The sequence below is a fragment of the Rhodovulum adriaticum genome, assembly GCF_004345735.1.
GTDB classification, from domain to species: Bacteria; Pseudomonadota; Alphaproteobacteria; order Rhodobacterales; family Rhodobacteraceae; genus Rhodovulum; species Rhodovulum adriaticum.
Genome location: NZ_SLXL01000003.1, coordinates 92,256 through 117,427, shown reverse-complemented (window position 1 = coordinate 117,427; position 25,172 = coordinate 92,256). Strand labels below are relative to the sequence as shown.

14 protein-coding genes are annotated in these 25,172 nt (G+C 67.4%); 12 read left to right on the top strand and 2 right to left on the bottom strand.

What is annotated here, in order from left to right; genetic code table 11:
- Positions 1-131 precede the first annotated feature (131 nt).
- From EV656_RS06605 to EV656_RS06565, 9 genes are read left to right on the top strand one after another with little or no spacing between them, the layout of a single operon-like run.
- Positions 132-7,394, top strand: coding sequence for a type I polyketide synthase (locus EV656_RS06605; protein WP_132601233.1), 7,263 nt, complete (start codon positions 132-134; stop codon positions 7,392-7,394).
- Entirely contained in the window at positions 7,391-12,160 is a 4,770-nt protein-coding gene (locus tag EV656_RS06600; protein WP_132601230.1) for a type I polyketide synthase, read from the top strand. The genes EV656_RS06605 and EV656_RS06600 overlap by 4 nt, the downstream gene beginning before the upstream one ends.
- The gene (locus EV656_RS06595; RefSeq protein ID WP_132601227.1) at positions 12,157-12,444 is read left to right on the top strand and encodes a phosphopantetheine-binding protein; all 288 of its coding nucleotides are present in this window, start codon (positions 12,157-12,159) and stop codon (positions 12,442-12,444) included. The genes EV656_RS06600 and EV656_RS06595 overlap by 4 nt, the downstream gene beginning before the upstream one ends.
- A gap of 12 nt (positions 12,445-12,456) precedes the next feature.
- Entirely contained in the window at positions 12,457-14,064 is a 1,608-nt protein-coding gene (locus EV656_RS06590) for an alkaline phosphatase family protein (protein WP_132601224.1), read from the top strand.
- Between the two features lie 8 nt (positions 14,065-14,072).
- On the top strand, positions 14,073-14,903 hold the full coding sequence (locus EV656_RS06585; protein WP_132601221.1) for an alpha/beta fold hydrolase: 831 nt from the start codon (positions 14,073-14,075) through the stop codon (positions 14,901-14,903).
- A gap of 59 nt (positions 14,904-14,962) precedes the next feature.
- Complete coding sequence (locus tag EV656_RS06580; protein ID WP_132601218.1) at positions 14,963-17,470, top strand: NAD-dependent epimerase/dehydratase family protein; 2,508 nt, start codon at positions 14,963-14,965, stop codon at positions 17,468-17,470.
- A gap of 51 nt (positions 17,471-17,521) precedes the next feature.
- Positions 17,522-18,745 carry a tetratricopeptide repeat protein gene (locus EV656_RS06575; RefSeq protein ID WP_132601215.1) on the top strand — a complete coding sequence of 408 codons (1,224 nt, stop codon included), beginning with the start codon at positions 17,522-17,524 and terminating at the stop codon, positions 18,743-18,745.
- Positions 18,746-18,800: 55 nt separating this feature from the next.
- Positions 18,801-19,760, top strand: a complete 960-nt coding sequence (locus tag EV656_RS06570; RefSeq protein WP_279432461.1) for an NAD-dependent epimerase/dehydratase family protein — start codon at positions 18,801-18,803, stop codon at positions 19,758-19,760.
- Positions 19,761-19,772: 12 nt separating this feature from the next.
- Positions 19,773-21,614, top strand: coding sequence for an NAD-dependent epimerase/dehydratase family protein (locus tag EV656_RS06565; protein ID WP_132601209.1), 1,842 nt, complete (start codon positions 19,773-19,775; stop codon positions 21,612-21,614).
- Here the strand turns inward: EV656_RS06565 and EV656_RS06560 are convergent.
- Complete coding sequence (locus EV656_RS06560) at positions 21,611-22,396, bottom strand: TOBE domain-containing protein (protein WP_132601206.1); 786 nt, start codon at positions 22,394-22,396, stop codon at positions 21,611-21,613. The genes EV656_RS06565 and EV656_RS06560 overlap by 4 nt on opposite strands.
- Before the next feature lie 331 nt (positions 22,397-22,727).
- Between EV656_RS06560 and EV656_RS16505 the strand changes: the two genes are divergently transcribed.
- From EV656_RS16505 to modC, 3 genes are read left to right on the top strand one after another with little or no spacing between them, the layout of a single operon-like run.
- Positions 22,728-22,874 carry a hypothetical protein gene (locus tag EV656_RS16505; RefSeq protein ID WP_165918949.1) on the top strand — a complete coding sequence of 49 codons (147 nt, stop codon included), beginning with the start codon at positions 22,728-22,730 and terminating at the stop codon, positions 22,872-22,874.
- 3 nt (positions 22,875-22,877) lie between these two features.
- Positions 22,878-23,561 (top strand): molybdate ABC transporter permease subunit, encoded by a 684-nt coding sequence (modB, locus tag EV656_RS06555; RefSeq protein WP_132601203.1) that lies wholly within the window; start codon positions 22,878-22,880, stop codon positions 23,559-23,561.
- On the top strand, positions 23,558-24,679 hold the full coding sequence (modC, locus tag EV656_RS06550; protein ID WP_132601200.1) for a molybdenum ABC transporter ATP-binding protein: 1,122 nt from the start codon (positions 23,558-23,560) through the stop codon (positions 24,677-24,679). The genes modB and modC overlap by 4 nt, the downstream gene beginning before the upstream one ends.
- 13 nt (positions 24,680-24,692) lie before the next feature.
- On the opposite strand, the gene EV656_RS06545 is transcribed toward modC, so the two are convergent.
- Entirely contained in the window at positions 24,693-25,166 is a 474-nt protein-coding gene (locus EV656_RS06545; protein WP_132601197.1) for a hypothetical protein, read from the bottom strand.
- Positions 25,167-25,172 lie beyond the last annotated feature (6 nt).

The following is a 25,172-nucleotide window of genomic DNA, read 5'->3' as shown; positions in this document are numbered from 1 at the left end:
ATGTCCACGACATCCGTGCCGCGCCACGCCAGTGATCGAAAGTAAGTTCCAATTTTTCCTTTGCCGCAGGCGCATAATGTTCAATATGCTGGTTAAGGCGCTGATTTGTGGAGGGGTTCGGCCCGGCTGATATGAATATGGTTCCAACATCCTTCCGGGTTTACGCCGCGTCACTTTCCAACAATCTGTGTCCGGATACCGCGATCGCCGCGTCGCGCGCGGGGCATTGCGGGCTGCTCGATCTTGAACACGCAGCTCTGGATGGTGCCGATGTCGGCGCCGCGCTGCGTGCGCTGCAACGCGCCGCACGCGGGCAATGGGGTCTGAAACTGCGGGCCGGTGTGGCAGCCGAATTCTGCGAGAGCCGGGCGCAGGACCTGTGCGGTATCACCACTTTGCTGTTGTGTGGCGATACCGCGGCGCTGACCGGCAAGATGATCGACCGCCTGCGCGCCGCGTTCCCCGCCGTTGAACTGCTGGCCGAGATCCGGGATGTGGCCGACCTGTCGGCGATCCAGCGTGCCGGTGTCGATGGCCTGGTCGCCAAGGGCAACGAGGCGGGCGGCGCGGTCGGGGACAAGCCGGCCTTCCTTTTGCTGCAACATCTGGTCGGGCAGACCGACCTGCCGGTCTATGCCCATGGCGGCATCGGTCCACACAGCGCGGCCGCCTGCCGGGTGGCCGGGGCCTCGGGGGTGCTGCTGGATTGGCAACTGGCGCTGTTTCCCGAATCCGGGACGCCCAGGCCGCTGGCGCAGGCGGTGGCCCGCATGGACGGCAGCGAAACCATCGTGCTGGGGGCCGATCGGGACCGGCCGCACCGGGTCTATTGGCGGGCCGATCACGCACCGGCCCGGGCGCTGAACGATCTGGACAATGCGGGCGGCGACAGCGCGGCCTTTGTCGAGGCGTTGAACGCGGCGGTCGATCCTACCGCGCCGGAGCGGTCGCTATGGCTGATCGGGCAGGATGCGGCGCTGGCAGGCGCGCTCAGCCGCCGTCATCGCACCCTGGGGGGCGCGCTGAGTGCGCTGCAACGCCAGTCCGGTGAATTGATCGACCTGGCCCGCGACTTGGCCCCGTTGGGGCGGGGCGGTCCGCTGGCGCAGGCCAACGGAACCGACTACCCCATCCTGCAGGGGCCGATGACGCGGGTCAGCGACGTGCCCGATTTCGCCCTTGCCGTGGCAGAGGCCGGCGCGCTGCCCTTTTCCGCGCTGGCACTGATGCGCGGCGAAGAGGCCGACCGGCTGTTGGCCGAAACCCGTGCGAAGCTGGGCGAGCGACCCTGGGGTGTCGGCATCCTGGGCTTTATCGACGACGACTTGCGGCAAGAGCAGGTCGCCGCCATCACCGCGCACCGGCCCGGTTTTGCCGTCATTGCCGGGGGGCGCCCCGAACAGGCCACCGCGCTGGAGGCAGAGGGCATCGCGACCTATCTGCACGTCCCCTCGCCGGGGCTGGTGTCGCTGTTTCTGAACAGCGGCGCGCGGCGTCTGATCTTTGAGGGGCGCGAATGCGGTGGCCATGTGGGGCCACGGGCCAGCGCCGTTCTGTGGCAACAGGCGGTGGATGCGCTGCTGGACCATTTCGGCCCCGACGATCCCATCGACTGCGAAATCATCTTTGCCGGCGGTGTGCATGACGGTGTGTCGGGGGCGATGGTCTCGGCGCTGTCGGCCGAACTGGCACAGCGCGGCGCGCGGATCGGGGTGATCGTGGGCACCGCCTACCTGCTGACCGAAGAGGCCGTGACCAGCGGCGCGATCCTGCCGAATTATCAGTCGCTCGCGCTGGACTCGGATCGCACGACGCTGCTGACCTCGGCGCCCGGACATTCGACGCGGGTGGTCCGGACCCCCGTGGTCGATGAATTCCTGGCCGAAAAACTGCGCCTGCACGCCGAGGGCACCGACCCTGACGAGATCAAGGACCGGCTGGAACGCTTCAACATCGGCCGCTCGCGCATCGCCTCCAAGGGGATCGACCGCAACCCCGATTTCGGCCGCGACCCGAAGGCGCCGAAATTTGTGCAGGTGCCGGATGCCGACCAGACGCGCACCGGCCTGTTCATGATCGGTCAGGTGGCCGACCTGCACGACCGCCCTACCACCATGGCCGAGCTGCACGCCGCGATCTGCGACGGTGCCGCGCAGGTGTTGGCGGAGCGCGCCCCGCATCAGCGCGCCGCGCCCGAATACCAGGGGCCGGGCGCACGGATCGCGATTACCGGGATCGGAACGATTCTGCCGGGCTCCACCGATGCCGCCGGGTATTGGGAAACCATTCTGGACAAGCGTCACGTCGTCCAGGAGGTGCCCGAGCGCCGCTGGGACTGGCGCCGCTATTACGATGCCGACCGCGATGCGCCCGACAAGGCCTATTCCAAATGGGGCGGGTTCGTGGACGAGATCCGCTTCGATCCCATCCGCTATGGCATTCCGCCCCTATCTGTCCCCTCAATCGAGCCGCTGCAATTGCTGGCGCTGGAGGTGGTTCGCCAGGCGCTGGAGGATGCCGGTTTCCCCGACGGGGTGATCCCGGATCCGGAGCTGCGGCGGCGGACCTCTGTCATCATAGGCGTGGGCGGGGGCACCGGGCCGCTGGGGCAATGCTATGCCACCCGCGCGACCTTGCCCGCGATCAACGGGGAAATTCCCCCCACCGCGCGCCACCGGCTGCCGGAATGGACCGAGGACAGCTTTCCTGGCATCCTGATCAACGTTATCGCCGGGCGCGTGGCCAACCGCTTTGACTTGGGCGGGGTGAATTTCACGGTGGATGCGGCCTGCGGCTCGTCGCTGGCCGCTGTCATGGCCGCCGCGCGCGAGATCGAGACTGGCACCTCGGACATGGTGATCGTCGGGGGCGCGGACAGTTTCCAGAACCCCTTTGATTTCATCGCCTTTTCCAAGACCGGCGCCCTGTCGCCGCGCGGCGTTTGCCGGACCTTCGATGCCACCGCCGACGGGATCACGATTTCCGAAGGTCTGGCCTTCCTCGTGCTGCGCAAGCTGGAGCACGCCGAGGCTGATGGCGACCGCATCTATGCAGTGCTGCGCGGGGTCGGCGGTGCCTCTGACGGGCGGGGGCTGTCGCTGACGGCGCCGCGCTCCGAGGGGCAGCAGGCCGCGCTGCACCGGGCCTACCGGCGGGCAGGCGTTTCCCCGGCCAGCGTTGGCCTGGTCGAGGCGCATGGCACCGGGACCGTGGTGGGCGACCGGACGGAACTGGAAAGCGTGGTATCGTTCTTCAAAGAGGTTGGCGCGGATCGACAAACCTGCGGTGTCGGGTCGGTCAAGTCGATGATCGGCCACACCAAGGCCGCCGCTGGCAGCGCCGGGCTGGTCAAGGCGGCGATGGCGCTGCACACCAAGGTTCTGCCCGCGACCCTGCATGTCGAGGCCCCGAATGAGGGCGTCGATTTCGATGACAGCCCGGTCTATCTGCTGACCGACACCCGGCCCTGGCTGAAACGCGATGACGAACCGCGCCGGGCCGGTGTCAGCGCGTTCGGTTTCGGCGGCACGAATTTTCACGCGGTGCTGGAGGAATACCAGGGCGGCTATCTGCCCCGCCATCAGGCCCCGCTGCGCCGCAACTGGACGCACGAGCTGTTCCTGTTTTCCGCCGATAGGCCCGAGGCGCTGGCCGACGCGTTGCGCACCGCGGCCACCGCGCTGGCCGGTGCCCCCGCCGACCTGCGGCCGGCCGATCTGGCCGCGGCGCTGGCCGAAACCTTCGATGCCGGGGCGGGCGCGCGCTTTGCCGTTGTGGCGGGGGCACTGGACGATCTGGCCGGGCGGCTGGAACGTGCGGCCCAGCAGATCGCGCAGGGCGATAGCGCGCTGAAACAGACCGATCCCCAGGGGGCCTGGTTCAGCGCCGAGGATCCGATCGGCCCCGACCAGACTGCGTTCCTGTTCCCGGGGCAGGGGGCGCAATACCCCGGCATGGCCGCGGATATGGCGATGCACTTCCCGCAGGTCCGCCACAAGATCGAGGCCGCCGCGCGCCACCTGGAGGGGCGAACGCCCGACCCGCTGGACGAGCTGATCTATCCGCGCCCCGCCTTGACGGAGGCCGAGCGCGCAGAACAGGCCGAGGCGCTGAAACGCGCCGATTGCGCGCAGCCCGCCATCGGGGCGGTCTCGGTTGCAATGTTGTCATTGCTGCGCGGGCTGGGTTTGCAGGCCGGATGCCATGCCGGGCACAGCTTTGGTGAATACAGCGCGTTGCATGCCGCCGGGGCCTTTGATGCGGACACGCTGATGACCCTGGCCCATGCCCGCGGCGACGCCATGATCCGCGAGGGGGGCGACGATCTGGGCGCGATGGCCGCCGTGGGCTGTGGCGCCGAGGAACTGGCCAGGGTTCTGGACGGGGTGCCAGGCGTGACGCTGGCCAATCTCAACGCGCCGGATCAGACCGTCATCGCCGGGCCGACCGCCGCCATCGAGGCTGCTGTGCCGGTGATCGAGGCCGCGCGCCTGCCGGTCAAGATGCTGCCGGTGGCCTGCGGTTTCCACTCGGACTGCGTGGCGCCGGCCGCCCGGCGGCTGGCCAAGGTTCTGGAAGAGGCCCCGATCGGCGCCCCTGGCGTCCCCGTTTATGCGAATGCGACGGCAGCGCCCTATCCGGGCACCCCGGCCAAGGTGCGCGCCCAACTGGTCAGCCACCTGACCGATCCGGTCGCCTTTCAGGGGTTGATCGAGGCGATGCACGACGCGGGCACCCGGCTGTTCATCGAGGTCGGGCCCAGTGCGGTGCTAAGCGGTTTGACCGATCGTATCCTGCGCGGTCGGCCCTATCTGGCGGTCGCCACGGACCGCAAGGATCGGCCCGGGGTGCAGCAACTGCTGTGCGCGCTTGGCGCGGCCAGCGTTGCCGGGCATGCGCTGGATCTTGCGTCGCTCTGGGATCAGCGCGTGTCGCGCCCTGTGGATGTAGTGACGTGGAACCTGCAAATCGACGACCCGCTGGCGGGGCGTCCGGTCTGGATGGTCGATCCTGCGCGCGCCCATCCCGTGGGCGAGCCGCCCAAAACCATCGGCATGTCCGCCCGGATCGAGGACGATCCGGTGCCGGGGCAAATACAAGAGAACTATGGAGGTCCGGCAATGGCGAATGACAGCCAGAACAGCGGGTCCGCTCCGGCGCCCGCGCCCCTTGCAGGCGGTTATGCCCGCACGGGCGCCGAGGCGGCGATGCAGCGCCATCAGGAATTGATGGCGCGGTTCCTGGAAACCAACCGTTCGGTGATGATGGCCTATCTGGGCGGGCAGCCCGAAATGCCGGGCCTTGCGGCGCCGCTGGCGCAACCGCAGGCGCCCGCCCCGGCGCCCATGCCGGTTGCCGCCCCCGCGCCAGTGGCGCAGCCCCCGGTTGCTGCCGCGCCCCCTGTGCCTGCTGCCCCCCCCGCAGCGCCCGCAGCCCCGGCCCCCGCCGCAGCACCCGCGCCCGCCTCGGCCGAGGCCGCAATCACAGAGGACCGGGTGCGCGACACGCTGCTGACCCTGATCGCCGACCGGACCGGCTATCCGCCCGAGATGCTGGAAGGCGCGCTGAACCTGGAGGCCGATCTGGGCATCGACTCGATCAAGCGGGTCGAGATCCTGGGCGCGCTGCGTACCGACCTGCTGCCCCATGCGGGCGAGGCGGCGCAGGCGAAGATGGGGCCTGTTTCGCGCGAAAAGACGGTGCCGGGCATCGTCGCCCGCTTCATGGAGGTCGCGGCCGAGTTTTCGCGCGGCGGCCGCGATGCCAAGCCCACGGCCGGCGAGGTCACCGGGGAGGCGGACCCCGAGCCCGAGCCAGGTGGGCCGGGATTTGCCGACTGGCCGGCCCGGTTCCAGATGATCGCGCAACCGGTTTCTGCGCCGCCCGTGGCTGAATGGGTCCGCAATGGCGCGGCCTACGTGCTGACCCCGGATGCGGAGGGTGTCGCCGCCCGGCTGGCCGATCTGATCGCCGCGCAGGGCGGGGTGCCGGTGCTGATCGCGCCCGAAACCCTGACCGATCCCGCGGCCCTGCGCGCCGCCGTCGCGCCGCATCGCGACAGCGTGGCGGGCATCCTCCATTGCGCGCCACTGTCGGCTGCGCCGGATGTGGCGGTGCTGTCCCAGGCGGACTGGGATCGCTCGGTCGAGGTTGCGACGGGGGCCTTCTTCCATCTGCTGTCGGAGCTTGGGCCGGACCTGTCCGCGCGCAAGGACGCGGTGATCCTGTGTGCTACCGCGATGGGGGGCGCATTCGGATTCGACATGGCCGCGCAGGCGCCGGCCGCGGGCGGCCCGCCGGGGCTGCTGAAGACCCTGTCGAAAGAGTGGACTGGGGCGCATTGCCGGGCGGTCGATTTCGGGGACACGGCGGATGCGGAAACCCGCGCGCGCACCCTGTTCGCGGAGGCAGGCCGCCGCGACGGGATGGTCGAGATCGGCTATCGCGACGGGCAGCGTCTGGGCCTGTTCGCGCAGTTGCGTCCCTTGGCGGCGGCCAAGGATGCGGCGCTGCCGGGCAAGGATGCGGTTGTGCTGGTCACCGGGGGCGCACGCGGGATCACTGCACGGGCGGTGCGGCGTCTGGCGGCCAGCACGCCCTGCCGCTTCGTGCTTGTCGGTTCGTCCCCGCTGCCGCGGGCCGAGGGGCCGGAAACCGCCGGGATCACCGACATGCGCGCCCTGAAATCGGCGCTGATCGCCGCGGCCAAGGCCGAGGGCCGCGCCATGACACCGGCGGCGATCGAGGCCGATTATCGCGCTCTGACCAAGGCGCGGGAAATCCACGAAACCCTTGCGGCGGTGCAGGGGGCAGGCGCCGCAGTCAGCTATGAAAGCTGTGATGTGACCGATCCCGACGCGCTGTCAGCGCTGGTGGCGCGTGTGCGCGGCGAACATGGCCGCATCGACGCGGTGATCCACGGCGCGGGCATCATTGAGGACAAGCTGATCCTGGACAAATCGCCCGATAGCTTTGCCCGGGTGATGGGCACCAAGACGCGCAGCGCCTTTGCGCTGGCCCGGGCGCTGAACCCCGATGAGGTCGGAACTCTGGTCTTCTTCACCTCGGTTGCCGGGCGGTTCGGCAATCGAGGGCAGGGCGATTACGGCGCCGCGAACGAAACCGTTGCCAAACTGGCCAGCCACCTGAACGCCCGCTGGCCGGGCCGCGTGCTGGCGGTCAGCTGGGGGCCGTGGGACAGCGGCGGCATGGTGTCGGACGAGGTCCGCGGCCAGTTCGCCGAAATGGGGATCGAGCCGATCCCGCCCCATCTGGGCGTCGAGGCGCTGGCCGCCGAGATTGCCGCCCCGCCCGGCGAGCCGGCGGAAATCGTCTGGGGCCGGGGGCCTTGGGAAAACGACCTGGCCCCCGGCACGTCCGAGGCTGCCCAATGACGGGCGCGCCCGGCCAGGCCGATGGCGGGCAGACGCCCATCGCCATTGTCGGCATGGCCGGCCTGTTTCCGAAATCCCCGGACAAGGAAACATTCTGGCGCAATATCCTGTCCAAGGCCGATTGCGTCAGCGATGCGCCCGCGGATTGGCACGCCGACCTGTTCCTGGACGCTGACAGTTCCGACAACGACCGGGTCTATACGGCCCGGGGCGGGTTCCTGGGCGATCTGGCCCGCTTCGATCCGCTACGCCACGGGGTGATGCCCTCATCCGTGGACGGGGGCGAGCCGGACCAGTTCCTTGCGCTGGACCTGGCGGCCGACGCGCTGGAGGACGCCGATTTCGACGCGCGCCCGGTGCCGGGCGACCGGGTGGCGGTGATTCTGGGGCGGGGCACCTATATCAACCGCGGCTTTACCTCGGTGGTGCAGCACGGGGTGATGGTGGACCGCTTCCTGGATGTGCTGAGGCGTCTGCATCCCGATACCGGCGATGACGAACTGGCCGAGGTCAAGCGCCAGCTCAAGGCGTCGCTGCCGCCCTTCAACGCGGAAATCGCGCCCGCGCTGGTGCCCAATCTGGTGACCGGGCGGATCGCCAACCGGCTGGATTTCCGGGGCGCCAACTATATCATTGACGCGGCCTGCGCCTCGTCCCTGATCGCGCTGGATCGGGGCGTGGCGGACCTGCAAGCGGGGCGCTGCGACATGGCGATCGTGGGGGGCGTGCATGCCTCTACGCCCGTGCCGATCTACCAGATCTTTTGTCAGCTCGAGGCGCTGTCGCGGCAGGGGCAGATCCGCCCCTTCTCGGCCGAGGCGGACGGCACCCTGCTGGGCGAGGGGGTGGGAATTCTCTGCCTGAAACGGCTGGAAGAGGCCGAGGCCGCAGGCGACCGCATCTATGCGCTGGTGCGCGGTGTGGGCGTGGCCAGCGATGGCAAGGGATCGGGCATCCTGGCGCCCCGGATCGAGGGCGAGATGCTGGCCCTGGAACGGGCCTATGCGCAAACGGGGATCGATCCTGCCACCGTCAGCCTGATCGAGGCTCACGGCACCGCCACCACCGTCGGCGACGAGGCCGAGATCACCGCCCTGTCGCGCCAGTTCGGCGGGCGCGGTCCGGGCATGCCCGACTGTGCCCTGGGCACGGTGAAATCCAACATCGCCCATTGCCTGCCAGCCTCGGGGGCGGCGGGGCTGATCAAGACCGCGCTGGCGCTGCATCACCGGGTGCTGCCGCCGACGCGGGTGGAAACGCCGAACCCCGCGCTGGCGATGCAGGAGACGCCGCTTTACCTGAACACCGAGGCGCGGCCCTGGGTGCAGGCGGATGGCACGCCCCGCCGGGCGGGGGTGAACGCCTTTGGCTTTGGCGGGATCAACGCCCATGCGGTGCTGGAGGAATATACCGGCGGCGCGCAACCCGTGCCCGTGGTCCCGCGCGAAACCGAGGTTCTGGCGCTGGACGGGGACAGCGCCGAGGCGCTGCTGGCCCGGATCGCGGATCTGCGCGCTGCCCTCGACACGGCGCCTTCGCTGGACGATCTGGCTGCGCAGGTCAATGCCGGTCTTGGGCAGGGCACCTGGCGCGCGGCCATCGTCGCGACCGATCCCGCCGACGCGCATGCCAAGCTGGACAAGATCGCCACCGCCCTGGGCAAAGGCAAGACGCGGATGGCCGACCGGCGCGGCAGCTATCTGTCCGCCGATCCGCTGGGGGCGTCCGGCAAGGTCGCCTTCATGTTCCCCGGCGAGGGCAGCCAGCATGTCGGTATGCTGCGCGAACTGATGCTGCATTACCCTGAAATGCGCGGCTGGTTCGATCTGGTCGATGGGGCCTGCACCGGGATGGGGCGCGACGTGCTGCCGGGGCAGGTGATCTTTCCCAAGGGCGAGAGTGACGGCGGCGCGGGCCTGTGGCGCATGGATATCGGGCCAGAGGCCATCTTTGCCGCGAACCAGGCCGTGTTCGAACTGTATCAACGTCTGGGCCTGCGCTGCGACATGTCGGTGGGCCATTCCTCGGGCGAATACTCGGCGCTTTACGCGGCCGGGGTGACGCGGCGTGACGATCCCGCCCAGTTGAAGGACGAGATCCGCGCCGTGAACGCGGCCTATCAGGCGCTGATGGCCGATGGGGTGGTCGCGTCGGGTATCCTGATTGCCGTGGGCGCGGTGGACGCCGCCGCCCTGGCCGAACGGGTCGGCGAACGGGACGATCTGTTCCTGGCGATGGACAATTGCCCCGGTCAGGCGGTCGTTGCGACCAGCTCGCCCGACGCCGCCGACTGGTTGGAGGGGGCGATTGCCGCCCTTGGCGGGTTCGCCGAACGGCTGCCGTTCGAGCGCGCCTATCACTGCCCGGCCTTCAAGGGGTTCAGCGAGGGGCTGTTGCCGCATCTGCAATCGGTCGCCTTCGACCCGCCGCAGATCCCGGTTTATTCCTGCGTGACGACCGAACCCTTCCCCCCCGAGGCCGAGGCGATCCGCGCCCTGACCGCGGCGCAATGGTCGGAACGGGTGCGTTTCACCGAAACGGTGCGGCGCATGCATGCGGATGGCGCCCGTATCTTTGTCGAATGCGGGCCGCGCAATACGCTGTGCGCCTTCGTCAACGACATCTTGCGCGGCCAGCCCCATGTCGCCGTGGCCGCGGATACGGCTGGCCGGACGGGGCTGGTACAGTTGCATCACCTGGCCGCGCGGCTGGCGGTCGAGGGCGTGCCGTTCGATATCGGCGCCGTGGGCGCGCCACAATCCTCAGACCAGGGTGCGCCACGCGGAATGCCATTGCGCACCGGCATCCAGCCGATGAAGCTGACCGGAGAGCCGCCGGTGCGCCGCCCTGCGGACACCGGCGCACCGGCGGCACCCGAGGACGAGGGGAATTCGGCGGCGCCGGAACAGCCTGCCGCCGGTGACCGTGCAGTCGCGGCCTATTACGATACGATGTCGCAGTTCCTGACCTCGGAAACCCAGATCATGCAGGCCTATCTGGGGCAGGCGCCCGCTGCCCAGCCAGTGGCCGCGCCCCAGCCGACCGCAGACCGTTTCCCCCTGCTGGCGCAGGTCGAACCCGCCGCCGACGGTCGCAGCCTGACCGCCCGTCTGCGCTTTGACACCGACGCGATGCCGTTTCTGCGCGACCACTGTTTCGGCAACGGGATTTCCCATGCCGACCCCGCGCTTCTGGGTGTTTCCATCGTGCCGCTGACCTTTACCATGGAGGTTCTGGCCGAGGCTGCGGCGGCCCTGCGTCCGTCGATGGTCGTGACCGGCATGCGCGAGATGCGCGGCTCGCGCTGGCTGAAGGTGGATGAAACCGGGCTGGAGTTGGAGGCCCTGGCCGAGGCGCGCCATTCCGACGATCCCAACGCGATCACCGTGCGCCTGCGCGAGGCAGGCAGCGCCAAGCTGCGCCCGATCCTGGCAGAGGCGATCGTGGAGCTTGCCCCGCACCCCGTTCCCGCGCCCGAGGCCAGTCTTGCCAGCAGCGATGATCCCACCGGCGCGCCCTGGACCCGGCAGGACATCTACAGCCGTATCATGTTCCATGGCCCCAGCCTGCAAGCGCTGGACAGCATGGATCGCGCAACCCCGGACTGGGCCGATGGCCGGATCCTGGGCGTGCCGCAAGAACCGCTGCTGGCCCACACCGACCGGCCGTATTTCGAACTGGACCCGGTGACGCTGGACGCCGTCGGGCAATTGGTCGGGGTCTGGGCGGCCGAGACACTGGACAGTGCCTTTCACGTCTTTCCCTTCCGCGCCGAGCGGCTGGAAGTCTTTCGTCGGCCGCTGGCGGCGGGCGAGGCGGTGCAATGCCGCTGCAAGATCGCGCGCCCGGGGGCGGACGATCTGCGCTCGGATATCGAGGTCGTGTGCGCCGATGGCCACCTGCAATGTCGGCTGACCGGCTGGTGGGACAAGCGGTTCGACCTGCCCGAGGGCTTCTTTCAGGCCCGGCTGGATCCCGCGTCTGCCTTTGTCTCGCGGGTGCTGCGGCCCGAGGGGTTGCCGGGGGCGGGGATCAGCCTGTGCCTGCTGAACGATCTGGACGATGCCTTTCTGGAAAGCGGCGGCGGCATCTGGGGCGATACGCTGGCCCGGCTTGCCCTGTCGCGGCCAGAGCGGGCGGAGTGGGCCGAAATGGCCGGGGCCGTTGCCCGGCGCAGGTGGGACTGGTTGCGCGGGCGGGTCGCGGTCAAGGATGCGGTGCGCGCGCTGACAGGGCAGGGGCCCTGTCTGGCTGATATCCCGATCCTTGCAACCGCCGAGGGGGCGCCACAGGTGGCCGACCGGCCCGGTTTCGAGGTACAGCGCCCCCCGCATGTGTCGATCAGCCACACGGCCGAACTGGCCCTTGGGGCCGCCGCGGATCCGGCTCTGTTCGCAGGTATCGGCGTTGATGTCGAAAAGGTCACAGAGCGTGACGCAGCCTTTGTGTCCACGGCCTTTTCCGTTGCGGAAGGCAGGTATCTTGATGCTCTACCGAAGGGAGAAGAACGGAACCGTGCCGTGACCCGCCTTTGGTGCGCGCACGAAGCGACATCAAAGGCATTCGGGCTGGGGATCGAGTCCTTTTCGCGGTTCGTGCCCGACCTGGACAGTGCGACGGAAGTCAACTTGAAGATGATCGATAGCGAAACAAATGAAGAAATAACAACGGGTTTTCTTTACATTTCTTGCGCGAACTGCATTGCCGCGATTGCGTTGCGTGTGCATCATGGAGAACAAATAAGTGACATGGGTAATCCCCGATGATGATTTCAAGAGAAAATGTGCTGGCCGTCCTGACCGAAGTCTTTGAGGATCTTGGCGACGACCTTGAACTGGAAACGACTGATCTGACCCCCGACAGCAAGCTGCTTGACCTGGGGCTGGAGTCTATTTCGCTGGTCTATCTGGTGTCCGAGCTGCAACAGCATTTCGGGTTGGGCGACAGGGTCTTCAAAGCGCTTAGGGAAGAAGGTCGCCTGCTGAAGGACATGACGGTCGACGATATCGTGACCTCTGTCCTGCGCGTCGGCGCACCCGATTGCGTCTGACGGAGGGGCCCGATGACGACCCGGCACGAAACCCGCACCTTGATGATCGGTCTGGACGGGGCGACCTACGATCTGCTTGATCCGCTGGTGGCCGAAGGCGTGATGCCCGTTCTGGGGCGGATCATGGCAGAGGGCGCGCGCGGTATCCTGCGTTCGACCATCCACCCGCTGACGCCGCCCGCCTGGACGACCATGACGACCGGCCGGTCCCCTGGGAACCACGGCGTTTTCGACTTTATCCGCGTGACGCGCACGGGCGACAAGCCCAGCTATACGCTGGCGACCTCTGCCGATGTCATGGTGCCCACGATCTGGCAGATCGCCAGCGGGGCCGGGCTGCGGGCCACGACGCTGAACTTTCCCGTTACCTTCCCGGCCAAGCCGATCGAAGGGGTGGTGATCCCCGGCTATGTGCCCTGGTCCTATCTGGGCCGCGCCATCCGTCCGCGCGAGACCTTCAAGATGCTGAAGGCCGAGGGCGTGTTCAAGGCATCCGAGATGTCCACCGACTGGCAGCATGAACGCAAGGCCGTGCAGGGGCTGGAGGAAAACCAGCTGGAGGATTGGGTTCAGTTTCATATCACCCGTGAACGGCGCTGGTTCGAGACCATGATGACGCTGATCCGCAAGGAACCGTCCGAACTGGGCGCGGTGCTGTTCGACGGGGTTGATCGCATCCAGCATTTGTGCTGGCACCTGGTCGATCCGGCCACCCGCGACGACTACCAGACCGAAGAGGCCGAGCGCACCCGCGCCCTGGTGCTGGAGTATTTCCGGATGGTGGACGGGTTCATCGCGGAACTGATCGCGGCCGCGGGACCGCAGGCGCAGGTCTTTATCGTGTCCGACCATGGCTTTACCCGTTCGGGCAAGCGGATATTCTATGCCAATACCTGGCTGGAACAGCAGGGCCTGCTGGGCTGGGTCGAGGGCACGCCGATGGATGATCAGGGCCGCGTGGCGCTGGATGAGAATACCGAGGCCAGCACCCTGATCGACTGGGCGCAGACCAAGGCCTATTCGCTGAGTTCCTCGTCCAACGCGATCTTTATCCGGCACGCGGAAAACCCCGGCGATCCCGGCGTGACCGCCGAGGATTACCCCGCCTTCCGTGCGCAACTGATCGCGGGGCTAAGAGCGCTGACCGATCCGGTGACGGGCCGCAAGGTGGTCAAGCATGTCTTTACCCGCGAAGAGGCGTTCCCCGGCACCTATTCGGATCGTGCGCCCGACATTACCCTGATGCTGGAGGATTACAGCTTCCTGTCTGTGCTGCGTGCGGATGCGCCGCTGAAGGACCGGCGCGTGCCCTACGCCACCCACCATCCCGACGGCATCTTTGTTGCCACCGGGGCGGGCATCGCCGGGGAAACGGCGCTGGCGCCGCTGAAGATCGCTGATGTGGCGCCGACCGTCCTGCATTCGCTGGGACTTGCCGTGCCCGACGACATGGAGGGCATCGTTGCCGAAAATGCCTTTGCCGAGGAGTGGAGCGCCGCGCACCCGGTCCGGTTCGCCCGTGCCGGGGACGGCCCCCAGGCAGGCGGCGATGGCGAGACATTGACCGATGAGGCCGAGGCGCAGATCAGGGAACGCCTAAAATCCCTGGGCTATCTGTAGGAATAGCCATGCCCAGGGTTCAGCTCCGCGGAAACACGACGCATTATCAACAGCTTGGGCAAGGGTCCGATATCGTCCTGATCCATGGGCTGTTTTGCAGCATCGCCTTCTGGTGGTTCTGGGTCGCGCCGAAGCTGGCTGAAACCCATCGGGTCACCGCGATGGATTTGCGCGGTCACGGCTTTTCCGGCCTGACGCCCGACCGGTATCGCGCCCGTGACATGGCCGAGGACGTGCTGGCGCTGCTGGACCACCTTGAAATCCAGCGGGCGCATATCGTCGGGCACAGCTTTGGCGGCGCGGTTGCGGCGGCCCTGGCGGCGGCCCATCCCGACCGGGTCCACCGGCTGAGCCTGGCCGATGCGTGGCTGCCCTCGCTTCAGGATGCGCCGCTGCTGACGGCGCAGGGCGAATGGTCGGGGCTGCAAAAGCGTCTGGCCGATCAGGGCGTCAGTGCCGAGCCGGACATGCCCCTGGTGGTGCGCGGGTTTTTCGAAGAGGTTCTCGACTCTCCCGAGGGTGCGGTTTCCGGCACCGGGATGATGGGGTTTCCCGGCCAGGGCGGTGGTCGGGCGATGAAGCGCTGGAAACAGTTGATGGCGCTGCCGACGGCCAAGGCCGAGATCCACGATCCCGCCGGTCTGGACCCTGATGCGCTGCAACGCATCGAGGTGCCGGTGCGGCTGGTTTACGGATCGCGCTCGCGCTTCCTGCCCACGCGGGACCGGCTGGCAGAGATCCTGCCAGAGCATGAAAGCCTGCTGTTGCCCGGCGCCGGCCATTTCTTCCCGTTGCTGCGGCCGGCCGCGTTTGTCGCGTCGCTGGACGCCGTGGCCTGAGGAGATGCCGGGATGAATTCCACGAGAACGAACCGGACGGGCGCTGAAAGGCAGGGCGCATGAGCGGTAACGCCAAAGACTTGGACGGACAGGGCCTGACAGCGGGCCAGTTTCGGCAGATCGCCAAGAACGGGATCGGTGACCCGGCCAACGCCTATGTGCATGGCATGGCGTGGTACGAGGGGCGGCTTTACTGCGGGATGACCCGCAATTCGTTCAAGCTGCTCAAGCTGTTTCCGCCGATCGACCCGCCCGCACTGGACCCCTGGCCGGTCGAGGTGCCGCCCCGGGTCGAGGATCTGGACATGCAGGGCCAGATCTGGCGCTGGACCCCGGAAACCGACGACTGGGAACTGGCCTTTCGCTCGCCCATGATCCCCGGCAAAAAGGGCGAACCGGCCCCGCGCGACCTGGGCTATCGCGGCATGACGGTGTTTCAGGGCGCCTCGGACGAGAAACCCACGCTTTACGTGTCCACCATGTCAACGGTGCTGCGCGGTTGCGCGGCCCATGTGCTGCGGTCCGAGGATGGGTTGAACTTCGAACCGGCCTGCGAGCCGGGGATCGGCAACGACCGGATTTCCACGTTTCGCGAGCTTGTCTCCTTTGACGGTTGGCTTTACGCGCCGCCGGCGGGCGAGGGGATCCAGTTCAACTCCAACCGCTCGGGCGTGCTGATGCGGTCCAAGGACCCGCGCCCCGGCAATTGGGAGGTCGCCTGCGACCTGGGCTTTGGCGATCCGACCAACAACGGCATCTTCATGATGACCGTGGCCAACGGCCAGCTATACGCGGGCACCTTCAACAATTTCGAGGGCTATCAGATCTGGACCACGCCGCCCTGCGGCGACGGCCCGCTGCAATGGCGCAAGGTGATCGACAAGGGCGCCTATCGCGGCCCCGTTTCCGAAATCGCCATGGCGATGGTCGAATTCAATGGCGCGCTTTATGTCGGATCGTCGATCCAGAACGGCGGCTATGACCGCACCAACCTGGTCGGCCCCGCCTCGGGCGAGGTCATCCGCATCTGGCCCGATGGCAGTTGGGATCTGCTGGTGGGCAGCCCGCGGGAAACCCCCGACGGGGTGAAATACCCGCTGTCCGGCCTTGGCCCCGGCTTCGACAACATCTTTGCCGGCTATACGTGGCGGATGTGCGTGCATGACGGTTGGCTTTACACCACCACCTTTGACTGGTCGGTGTTCCTGCAATACGCGCACCGGCCCTCGCCCACGTCGAAACGCCTGCTGAATGGGATCAGCTATGAGCAACTGGCCAGTGTCGGCGGCGGGTTCGAGATGTGGCGCACCCGCGACGGCGTCAACTGGATGCCGGTCACGCTGAACGGCATGGGAAACCCGTTCAATTACGGCGGACGGACGATGGTTTCCACGCCCAAGGGGCTGGCGGTGGGCACGGCGAACGTGTTCGGGGGCAAATCGCCCGCGCGCCTGGCCTCGCGTTGGGAATACATCGAAAACCCCGATGGCGGGACCGAGGTATTCATCGGCAACGGCGACACCGTTCCCTATAAGGTTCCCGCCGCAACCGGGCGCAAGAAGACGCCGCTGATCGCGGCGACGGGTCTGACCGGCTATTTCGGCAGCCACGCGCTGCCGCATCTGCTGAAGGCGGGCTATCGGTTGCGGGTTCTGACCCTGCCGGGCACGGCGGGCGACATCCCCGCGCACAAAAACCTTGAGGTGATCGAGGGCACGCTGGAGGACAAGACCGCGCTTTCGGACCTTGTCGCCGGGGCGGAAACCGTGGTGCACATGGCCGCGCGTCTGGCGGGGGCCTGCACCCGGCAGGATCTGCGCCGGACCAATGTCGACGGCACCCACGACCTGCTGCGCGCCTGCATCGCGGACGGGACGCTGAAGCATTTCGTTTTCACCAGTTCGGTCGCGGTCTACCAGCACCAGTTCACCGAAACCGAATGGCCCATCCACGAGGCCCACGCCCTGCGCATGGATGCCGACAACGACCTTGCCGAATACGGGATGAGCAAGATCGCCGGCGAGAATCTGGTACAGCATTACGGCAAGCAGCACGGTTTCGATCACGCGATCCTGCGCCTGGCGCTGGTCTATGGGGTGGGCGATCCCCTGGTCGCGCCCATGGTGCGCGACAACGCGCCCGATCCGGGCTTCGGCTCGGGGCCCGGGGGCGATCAGCAGCGCCAGTTCGTGCATATCGACGACGCGGTCGAGGCGTTGCTACGCGCCATCTTCCAGCCCGAGGCGCGCAATGTGACCTTCAACGTGGCCGGGCCGGACCTGATTACCTATCGCGATCTGGGCAAGATGACCCGCATCGCCATCGGACAGCCGGGCCCGGGTGATCTGAGCCCGGACCGCACCCGTATCTGGCGGCGTTACGTTCAGCAATACGACATGAGCCGCGCGCGCACCAAGATGGGGTTTTCCCCGCGGGTGCCCTTTGCAGAGGGGTTGCGGCGCATCATCGAGGCCGAGCAGGCAGCCGGGCATCTGCCTGTGGCAGAGGGACCAATCCCGTCGCCGGGAAACACCCGAAAAACCGAGGAACGGAGCGGAGCGATTTAGGGTTTTTGGGCAGGCCGCAGCTTGTCATGATTTGTCAGGGGGAATGAAATCATGTCTGATACCAATGAATGGACCCCGAGTTTTCGGGAATTCGACGACACCGATACCCAGTCGATGGGCTATATCCGCAGTCTGTTTTCCGAAGGCCGCGTAGAAGAGGCGCGGGCCGAACTGCAAAAGCAGATCGAGGCCGACCCGGACAATGCGCGCCCGGTGATCGCGCTTGGTTTTTCGCTGCTGCGCGAGCGACGGCTGGAAGAGGCCGCGCGCCAGTTCGAAAAGGCGATGGATCTGGACCCCGAGAACGAGGTTCCGGCGCTGTTGGCCGCCCAGGTTGGGATGCGCGGCGACAACCCCGAATATGCCGAGGTCAACTTTCACAAGGCGCTGGCCGCCAATCCGAACTCTGTCCGTGCGCTGACCGGCCTCAGCCGGCTGCATTTGCGTAATGACAAACCCGAAGAGGCGATCACGGTTCTTGAACGCGCGATCGAGGCCGATCCGCAATCCCGCCGTCTGCGCCAGCGACTGGCCGCGCTTTGTGTCGATCAGGATCGCTACGAGGACGCGCAGGCGCATCTGGAACATGTGCTTTCGATCTTCCCGGACGATATCCCGACCGTGATCCAGCTGGGCAACGCGCTGCATGACATGGGTAAGGCGGATGAGGCGCTGACCCTGTTGCGGCGCACGGCAGAGGCGCATCCCGAGGATGCCGGGTTGCTGTCCGCGCTTGGCAACATGCTGATCCGGTCCGGCAATTTCCAAGAGGCCGAGGGACTGTTGCGCCGGGCGGTGACACTGCCCCGTCGCGCGGCTGCCGCCGGTGGCGAGCAAGCGTCCCAACTGGGCCAGGGCCAGGCACAATCGCCCCGCCAGGCCGAATTCCGCCGCCGTATGGCCGACTGGTTCCGCGGGCGGCCGCGGGTCTTTGCCCAGCTTTTGCTGGTGCAGGCCCTGATCCCGCAGAACAAGCAGTCCGAGGCACGCGAGATCCTGGCACAATTGCCCCGCCGCGGGAACATGGCCGTCGCGATCCAGCGCCTGTATGGCGACGCCTTTGCCCGAGAGGGAAATATCACCGCAGCCGAAGAATCCTATCGTGCGGCGTTGCATTCTGCCCCGAAAGGCGAGACCTATATCCGCAAGATCGACGAGGCGCGGTCGGCGCGCAAGCTGTCGGACACGGAACTGTTCGCGCTTTACACCGATGCGCTGGATCAAAGCCAGAAGGACATGATGTCCTCGTTGTTCAGGATGGGTGACAGGGACTAGGCCCCGTTCGAATGGGCCAGGCATATGACAGGGGGCGGGGAGACTTGGTTTGAAGGTGCTCCTGACAGGGCCGACAAGCACGGCAGGTCAATACATTCTCGAAACCCTGATGACCACGGACCACGATGTCCGGGTTCTTGCGCTGGCGGATTCGATGCATCGGGTGCGGTTTCGCGACCGGATCGAGATGGTGCCGGGCGATGTGCTGGATCCTGTCTCGTTGGCAGAGGCCGCGCGCGGTGTGGACCTGGTTTTTCATACCGCGCTGGTCTCTCCGACGCCGACGCTTTGGGCGGATACGCTGGACGCGGTCAACGTCACGGGCACCCGCAACCTGATCGCGGCCTGCGCCGGGTCCGCCCGGCGGATGGTCATGGTCACGTCCAACAACATCTACGGTCTGCACCGCTCGCCCGCGATGTGGCCGTTGTTGGACGACGATCCCCGCCACGCCCATGGCAACCCCACCCAGGTCGCGGAATCGGAATCCCTGATCGCCGCCGAGGATGCCCTGATGGATGCGGGCGCCACAGGCAAGCTGGACTATGCGATCCTGCGGCCCACGGTCATCGCCGGGCGCAAATGCCCCGCGATCGAAACCATGGTGAGCACTGTTCTGCGCAACCAGCCTGCCCAGATCGAGATGCAGCGCCGATTGTGGGATGTCATGCAATGGACCCACGGCAAGGATCTGGCCCGCGCCGCGCTGCTGGTGGCCGAGGATGACCGCGCGCGCAATCAGTGCTTTCTGGTCGCGGGCGAAGAGCCGATCACGCTGTACGATATCCAGGCGATGGTCTGGGATATCCTCAATGTCGGGCGAACGGATAACCCGGTGACCGAGCTGGCCTCGCGCAACAATATCGGACTGGTGAAGCGTGAACCGCGCAAGCTGAAGGCGCTTGGCTGGCGGGCCGAGATTCCCGTGCGCGACTGTATCGAGGAGGTGCTGGGCCGGCTGGACTTCGCCTCGTCCGAGAGTATCCGCCTGCCGGCCTACATGCTGGAAGACTAGGGGCCGAAGATCATGCGCGCACTGATATCGGATGTTTGCGGCCCCTTGGGCAAACGGGTAGCGGAGCGCCTGCTTGCAGCGGGGTATGAGGTCACCGGCCTGGCGTCGCCCGAAGAGGCTGACCGCGCGCCAGAGGGCGTGCGCACAGGCCCCTGGCCCAAGACGCCGGGGCGGTTCGGGCGGCGGCTGGCGCGCGTGTCGCTGGTGGTCATCCCCGATTTCGCGACGCCCCCGGAAGAGCCGGAGCAGGCTGCGGCCGATATCGCGGGGCTGATCGCGGCCGCCGACAAGGCGGGCGTGGCGCGCATCGTGCTGGTCAACAGCGCCGCCGTCTATGACCCGGTCGCGTTGCAATCCGCGACGGTGGATGAAAACGGCCCCTTCGTGTCCGCCCAGACGGCCGATCCGTTGGCCCGGGCGGCCATCGCGCTGGAACGTGCGCTGTCCGACCTGTCCGAGGATGCGCAGGCCACCGTTTTGCGCTGCCTGCCGGTGCTGTCGCGGGATTGCCCCGCCGCGCGCGCCGCGATCCGGGACATGTGGCGCACTGGCCAGCCACAAGCGGGCCTTGGCCGGTTGCATCCGGTCGATGTCGACGAACTGGCCGATATGGTGCTGGCCGCTGCGGAACGGCCCGGCGCGGCCGGTCTGGCCTTCAACCTGGCCGGGCCGGTCGCCGTGGGGGCGGACAGTGCCGCCGCCGAATGCCAACGCCTGGGCAAGATGCTGCTGGATGACACCGATACGACCATCCGGGTTCGGCCGGTCTATCCCGAGGTGCCGCCGGTCCTGAACACCGCGCGCGCGGTCCAGGTCCTGGGATTTCGCCCGCGCAAACGGGTCTGGGTGAATTTCGCAGAGATCCTGCAAGAGGTCATCCGCCGCGACCGCGATGGCGGGCTGTTGCCGCCGGTGCGGTCCAGCCTGCCACCCGCGTTGACCGCGGTCGAGGCCGGGCAAACGCCCCTTGCCGGAAAGCATGTCGTCGTGACCGAGGCCGCGACCCCGGCGACGCGCGAACTGGTGTCGCTGTTGTTGCGGCTGGGGGCGCATCTGCATGTCGTCACCCGGCCCGAGGATGCTGCGGCGCTACAAGCCCGGTTCGGCGATTTTGAAAAGGCGGGCAAGCTGGATCTGTTGCATGGCGATATCGCGCTGATGGGCGATGTGCGCCGCATCGCCGGGCAGCTTTGCCAAACGCCGGGCCAGATCGACCTGCTGTTCAACACGGTGCTGCGCCTGCACGACACCCGCGAAGAAACCGCCGAGGGGCACGAGCGCAGTGTTGCCGCCAATCTGCTGGGACAGCTTTTGCTGACTGACCTGTTGGCCGGGCCGTTGCAGGCGGCGCAGGATGCGCTGGTCGTGAACGTCGTCAACAACAGCTATGCCGATTGTCCCGTGGACCCCGACGATCTGGAAAGCCGGATCGTCTATGCGCCGCTTATGGCGATGGGGCGGGCGCAGGCGGCCCTGATGATGTGCGGGTTCGTCCTGTCCGGCATGACAGAGGGCAGCGGCATTCGCGTTGCAACCCTTGTGCCGCGGGCGGAACGGTCGGAAACCTGGCGCCTGCCGCCGTTGTCCCAGGATAACGAGATGCTGGGCGCGCAGGAACGGCAGCGGCGCGAAACCCTGCGCAACCGGGCGGTGATGCAGATGACCTCGCCCCGGGACGTGGCCAGCCATATCGCCGATCTGGCCGTTCAAGGCCCCGAGGTGGTGCGCAATGGCGGTTTCTTCGTGATGGAGGGGCAGGACAACCCCGTGCCGCATGTGCTGGACCAAGAGATTGCCGAGCGCCTTTGGCAACGCTGCCTGGCCCTGGCCGATGCAACCCCGGACGCGACCTAGGGTAGGGCCAGGATCACATGGCTGGCCTTTATCAGGGCCGTTGCCGTGTCGCCGGGCCGCAGCTCCAGGTTGTTCGCGCTTTCGTGGGTGATGGTCGCGGCCAGCGTCTTGCCGCCGCCCAGATCCAGAACGATTTCGCTGGTGACGGGGCCGTCGGTGCGGGCCGTGACGGTGCCGGTCAGGCGGTTGCGGACGGACAGCATGCCCTCGGCCTGGCCCTTGGCTAGGATGACAAAGCTCGACTTGACCATGGCAAAGACCTCGGTCCCCGGTGCCAGGCCCATGTCCGCGGCACTGCGGCCGGTGATGACGGCGGTGATCTGTTGTCCCCCGCCCAGGTCCATGTCCACCTCGGCGCTGACCGTGCCCTGGGTGATCTGGGTGACGGTGCAGCGATAGGTGTTGCGGGCCGAGGTTTTCATCATCAGGCTCCAGAGCATGTCGGTCGGGTCTAGGTCGATCTGGGCGTCCAGCGCGGCGACAACGCGCTCCAGCCCCTCTTGCATGGCGGTGAAGGCGGTGATCACCTTTTCGCCCGCCGGGGTCAGCGTGGCGCCGCCGCCCGCGCGCCCGCCCGGCGCGGCTGTGACCAGAGGACCGGAAAACAGGTTGTTCATTGCCTGCACACCGTCCCAGGCGGCCTTGTAGGACAGGCCCACCTCGCGGGCGGCGGCGGAAATCGAGCCGGTGCGCCCGACCGCGGCCAGCAGCGCGACCCGGTCGGCGCCCATACGCGCGCCGGGCCGTTCCAGTGTCAGCGCACTGCGTAATCCTTCGGGCATTGGTCCCGCTCCCCTCTGCATTGGCCTGTCTGTCTTAACGAGTCGCGCCCATTGGGACCAGCGGCGAGGGGCACGACCGTAGAACTGTTCGCAGAACGGCGCGTTTTTCGGCACGGGTCATCCTTCTGCGCGGCTGCTACGCAATTTCGCCTGTGGGTGTGGGCGCTGCGGGGCTGTCGCATTGGGGTCACGCCCTGCGTTATGTAGTGCGAGGTAATAGCGGGGCTGTTGAAACAGACCGTTGCACGACGTTATGCGGGAAGGTGCCGTGGCGCTGTCTCTCGGCCGCCGTACCGGTCCCGCACAAGGTGCCGACAACAAGGAAAGACCGATGATCCTTTTCCGTTCCTCGATACGCGGCGGTGCTGTGGCCCTGATCGTCGGGCTGGCCCTGGCGGCGCGGGCCTGTCTGGCGTATCCGGGCCACCCGGCGGCGCAGGCGATCACCCGCAAACTCGGCTACGGAACGGGTGGTTAAGCCATGGGCGAGGGACATCTGTTCGACGCATCGATGATCGAAACGATCCTGCTGACGCTAAAGCTGGCGGCGATAACGACCGTGGTGCTGTTGCTGGTCGGCACGCCGCTGGCCTGGTGGCTGGCGCGGACCCGCGGCCCGTGGAAAGAGGTCATCGCCAGCCTTGTGTCGCTGCCTATCGTCCTGCCGCCGACGGTGCTGGGGTTCTATCTGCTGATCGCGATGGGGCCGGACAGCCCGCTGACCGCCCTTCTGGGATTCAAGCTGTCCTTTACCTTTGAGGGGCTTGTGCTGGGGTCTGTCATCTATTCCCTGCCCTTCGTGGTGAACCCGATCCGCAACGCGTTCGAGGCGATGGGCGACCGTCCGATGGAGGTTGCGGCGACGCTGCGCGCCTCGCGTCTGGATGCGTTCGTGACCGTGGCATTGCCGCTGGCCCTGCCGGGGTTGATGACGGGGGCGATACTGGGGTTCGCCCACACGGTGGGCGAGTTCGGCGTCGTGCTGATGATCGGCGGCGGCATCCCGGGTGAGACCAAGGTTCTGTCGGTTACGATCTTCGACTACGTGGAAACCCTGCAATGGGGCAAGGCGCATGTGCTGGCCGGGGGGATGCTGGTGCTGTCCTTCGTCGTGATCCTGGCCATGCTGCTGCTGGAACGTCGGCTGAACCGGGGGCGGACATGATCGAGGCTGCGTTTCGCGGGCGGTTGGGCAGTTTCGATCTGGATGCCGAATTCCGGGTGCCGGGGCAGGGGATCACGGCGCTGTTCGGGGCGTCGGGATCGGGTAAGACGACGGTGCTGCGCGCGATCGCCGGGCTGGCCCGGCTGCGCGACGGGCGCTTGCAGGTCAACGGCGAAACGTGGCAGGCGGGCCGCCGGTTCGTGCCGCCACACCGCCGCGCCGTCGGCTATGTCTTTCAAGAGGCCAGCCTGTTTCCCCATCTCTCGGTCGAGGACAACCTGCGGTTTGGCCTGCGCCGGTCGCGCAGCACCGCCCGCATCGGCCTGAACGAGGTTGTGGACCTGCTGGGTATCGCGCCGCTCTTCGACCGGCCCACGGCGATGCTGTCGGGGGGCGAGCGGCAGCGCGTCGCCATCGGCCGCGCCCTGCTGTCCCAACCGCAGTTATTGCTGATGGACGAACCGCTGTCGGCGCTGGACCGTGTCAGCAAGGAAGAGATCCTGCCCTACCTCGAACGCCTGCATGCCAGCCTGTCGATCCCGGTGATCTATGTCAGCCACGACATCGCCGAGGTCGAGCGGCTGGCCGATACCCTGGTGCTGATGGAGCGGGGGCGGGTGCGGGCCTCTGGTCCCATCGCGGGCCTTCTGGCCGATCCCGCCTTGCCGCTGATCCACATGCCGCAACCGGCCGCGGTGATCGACGGGCAGGTTATCGCGCGTGATGCGCGTTACGGGCTGACCGATCTACGGGTTCCCGGCGGCGTGGTGACGGTGCAGGGCGACCTGGGGCCGATCGGGCGGCGGCGGCGCCTGCGGATCCCCGCCAGCGATGTCAGCCTGGGCCGCCGGGCGCCGCAGGACACCACGATCCTGAACGCGTTGCCCGCCCGGATCGAGGGCGCCGAGGAAACCGCCGCCCATCAGGTGGTCGTGCGTCTGCGCCTAGGGCAACGGGGCGAGGGCGCCGCGCTGCTGGCCAGTGTTTCGCTCAAGTCCTGGGACACCTTGGGATTGCGCGTGGGGGAAACGGTCGTGGCGCGGCTAAAGGCGGTTGCCTTGGCAGCGCCGGGTGCCGCACCGGAACTGGCGCAGGCGCCGCCCGCGCACACCGCCTGAGGCAAGCCGGGTCTCAGGCGCAGTCGGGGGTCTTGCGCCATTCTGGGCCGAATAGGATCGGTCCGCTGAAAAAGCAGGTCTCGGGCAGGTCGTCAGGGGCGGGGCCCAGCACGATCTGCGGCACGTAGGCGGCCCCGGTCCAGTGGGCGCCGGCCTCTGTCAGGGTTTTCCAGCGCGCGCTCAGTTCATCCGCATCGAAGGCCAGAGCAACCGTGTCCTCGGGCGTGCGAACAAGCCGCGGCTTGCGGGGCGAGATCGCGATCCGGTTGTGTTCCGGCGCAAAGGCGGCCGCGTCCCAATCCACGGGACAGGGGCAGGAGGCCACCAGCACATGCGGATCGAACGGCATCTCGGACACGCCCGCCTGCCGAAGGACCGGGCGGAGGATTTCCCGATTCATGACAGAGCGGCCGATCCGTATGGGATGATGGCCAGTGATGGTGTCGTGTTGCGCGGCAAAGGGACAATGTCCCGTCTTCTGTTCCATGGCCAT

Bases quoted from the DNA above. Each gene is read 5' to 3' on its own strand.
- EV656_RS06605 (WP_132601233.1), top strand. From the start codon at position 132: ATGAATATGGTTCCAACATCCTTCCGGGTTTACGCCGCGTCACTTTCC.
- EV656_RS06600 (WP_132601230.1), top strand. From the start codon at position 7,391: ATGACGGGCGCGCCCGGCCAGGCCGATGGCGGGCAGACGCCCATCGCC.
- EV656_RS06595 (WP_132601227.1), top strand. From the start codon at position 12,157: ATGATGATTTCAAGAGAAAATGTGCTGGCCGTCCTGACCGAAGTCTTT.
- EV656_RS06590 (WP_132601224.1), top strand. From the start codon at position 12,457: ATGACGACCCGGCACGAAACCCGCACCTTGATGATCGGTCTGGACGGG.
- EV656_RS06585 (WP_132601221.1), top strand. From the start codon at position 14,073: ATGCCCAGGGTTCAGCTCCGCGGAAACACGACGCATTATCAACAGCTT.
- EV656_RS06580 (WP_132601218.1), top strand. From the start codon at position 14,963: ATGAGCGGTAACGCCAAAGACTTGGACGGACAGGGCCTGACAGCGGGC.
- EV656_RS06575 (WP_132601215.1), top strand. From the start codon at position 17,522: ATGTCTGATACCAATGAATGGACCCCGAGTTTTCGGGAATTCGACGAC.
- EV656_RS06565 (WP_132601209.1), top strand. From the start codon at position 19,773: ATGCGCGCACTGATATCGGATGTTTGCGGCCCCTTGGGCAAACGGGTA.
- EV656_RS06560 (WP_132601206.1), bottom strand. From the start codon at position 22,396: ATGCCCGAAGGATTACGCAGTGCGCTGACACTGGAACGGCCCGGCGCG.
- EV656_RS16505 (WP_165918949.1), top strand. From the start codon at position 22,728: ATGATCCTTTTCCGTTCCTCGATACGCGGCGGTGCTGTGGCCCTGATC.
- modB (WP_132601203.1), top strand. From the start codon at position 22,878: ATGGGCGAGGGACATCTGTTCGACGCATCGATGATCGAAACGATCCTG.
- modC (WP_132601200.1), top strand. From the start codon at position 23,558: ATGATCGAGGCTGCGTTTCGCGGGCGGTTGGGCAGTTTCGATCTGGAT.
- EV656_RS06545 (WP_132601197.1), bottom strand. From the start codon at position 25,166: ATGGAACAGAAGACGGGACATTGTCCCTTTGCCGCGCAACACGACACC.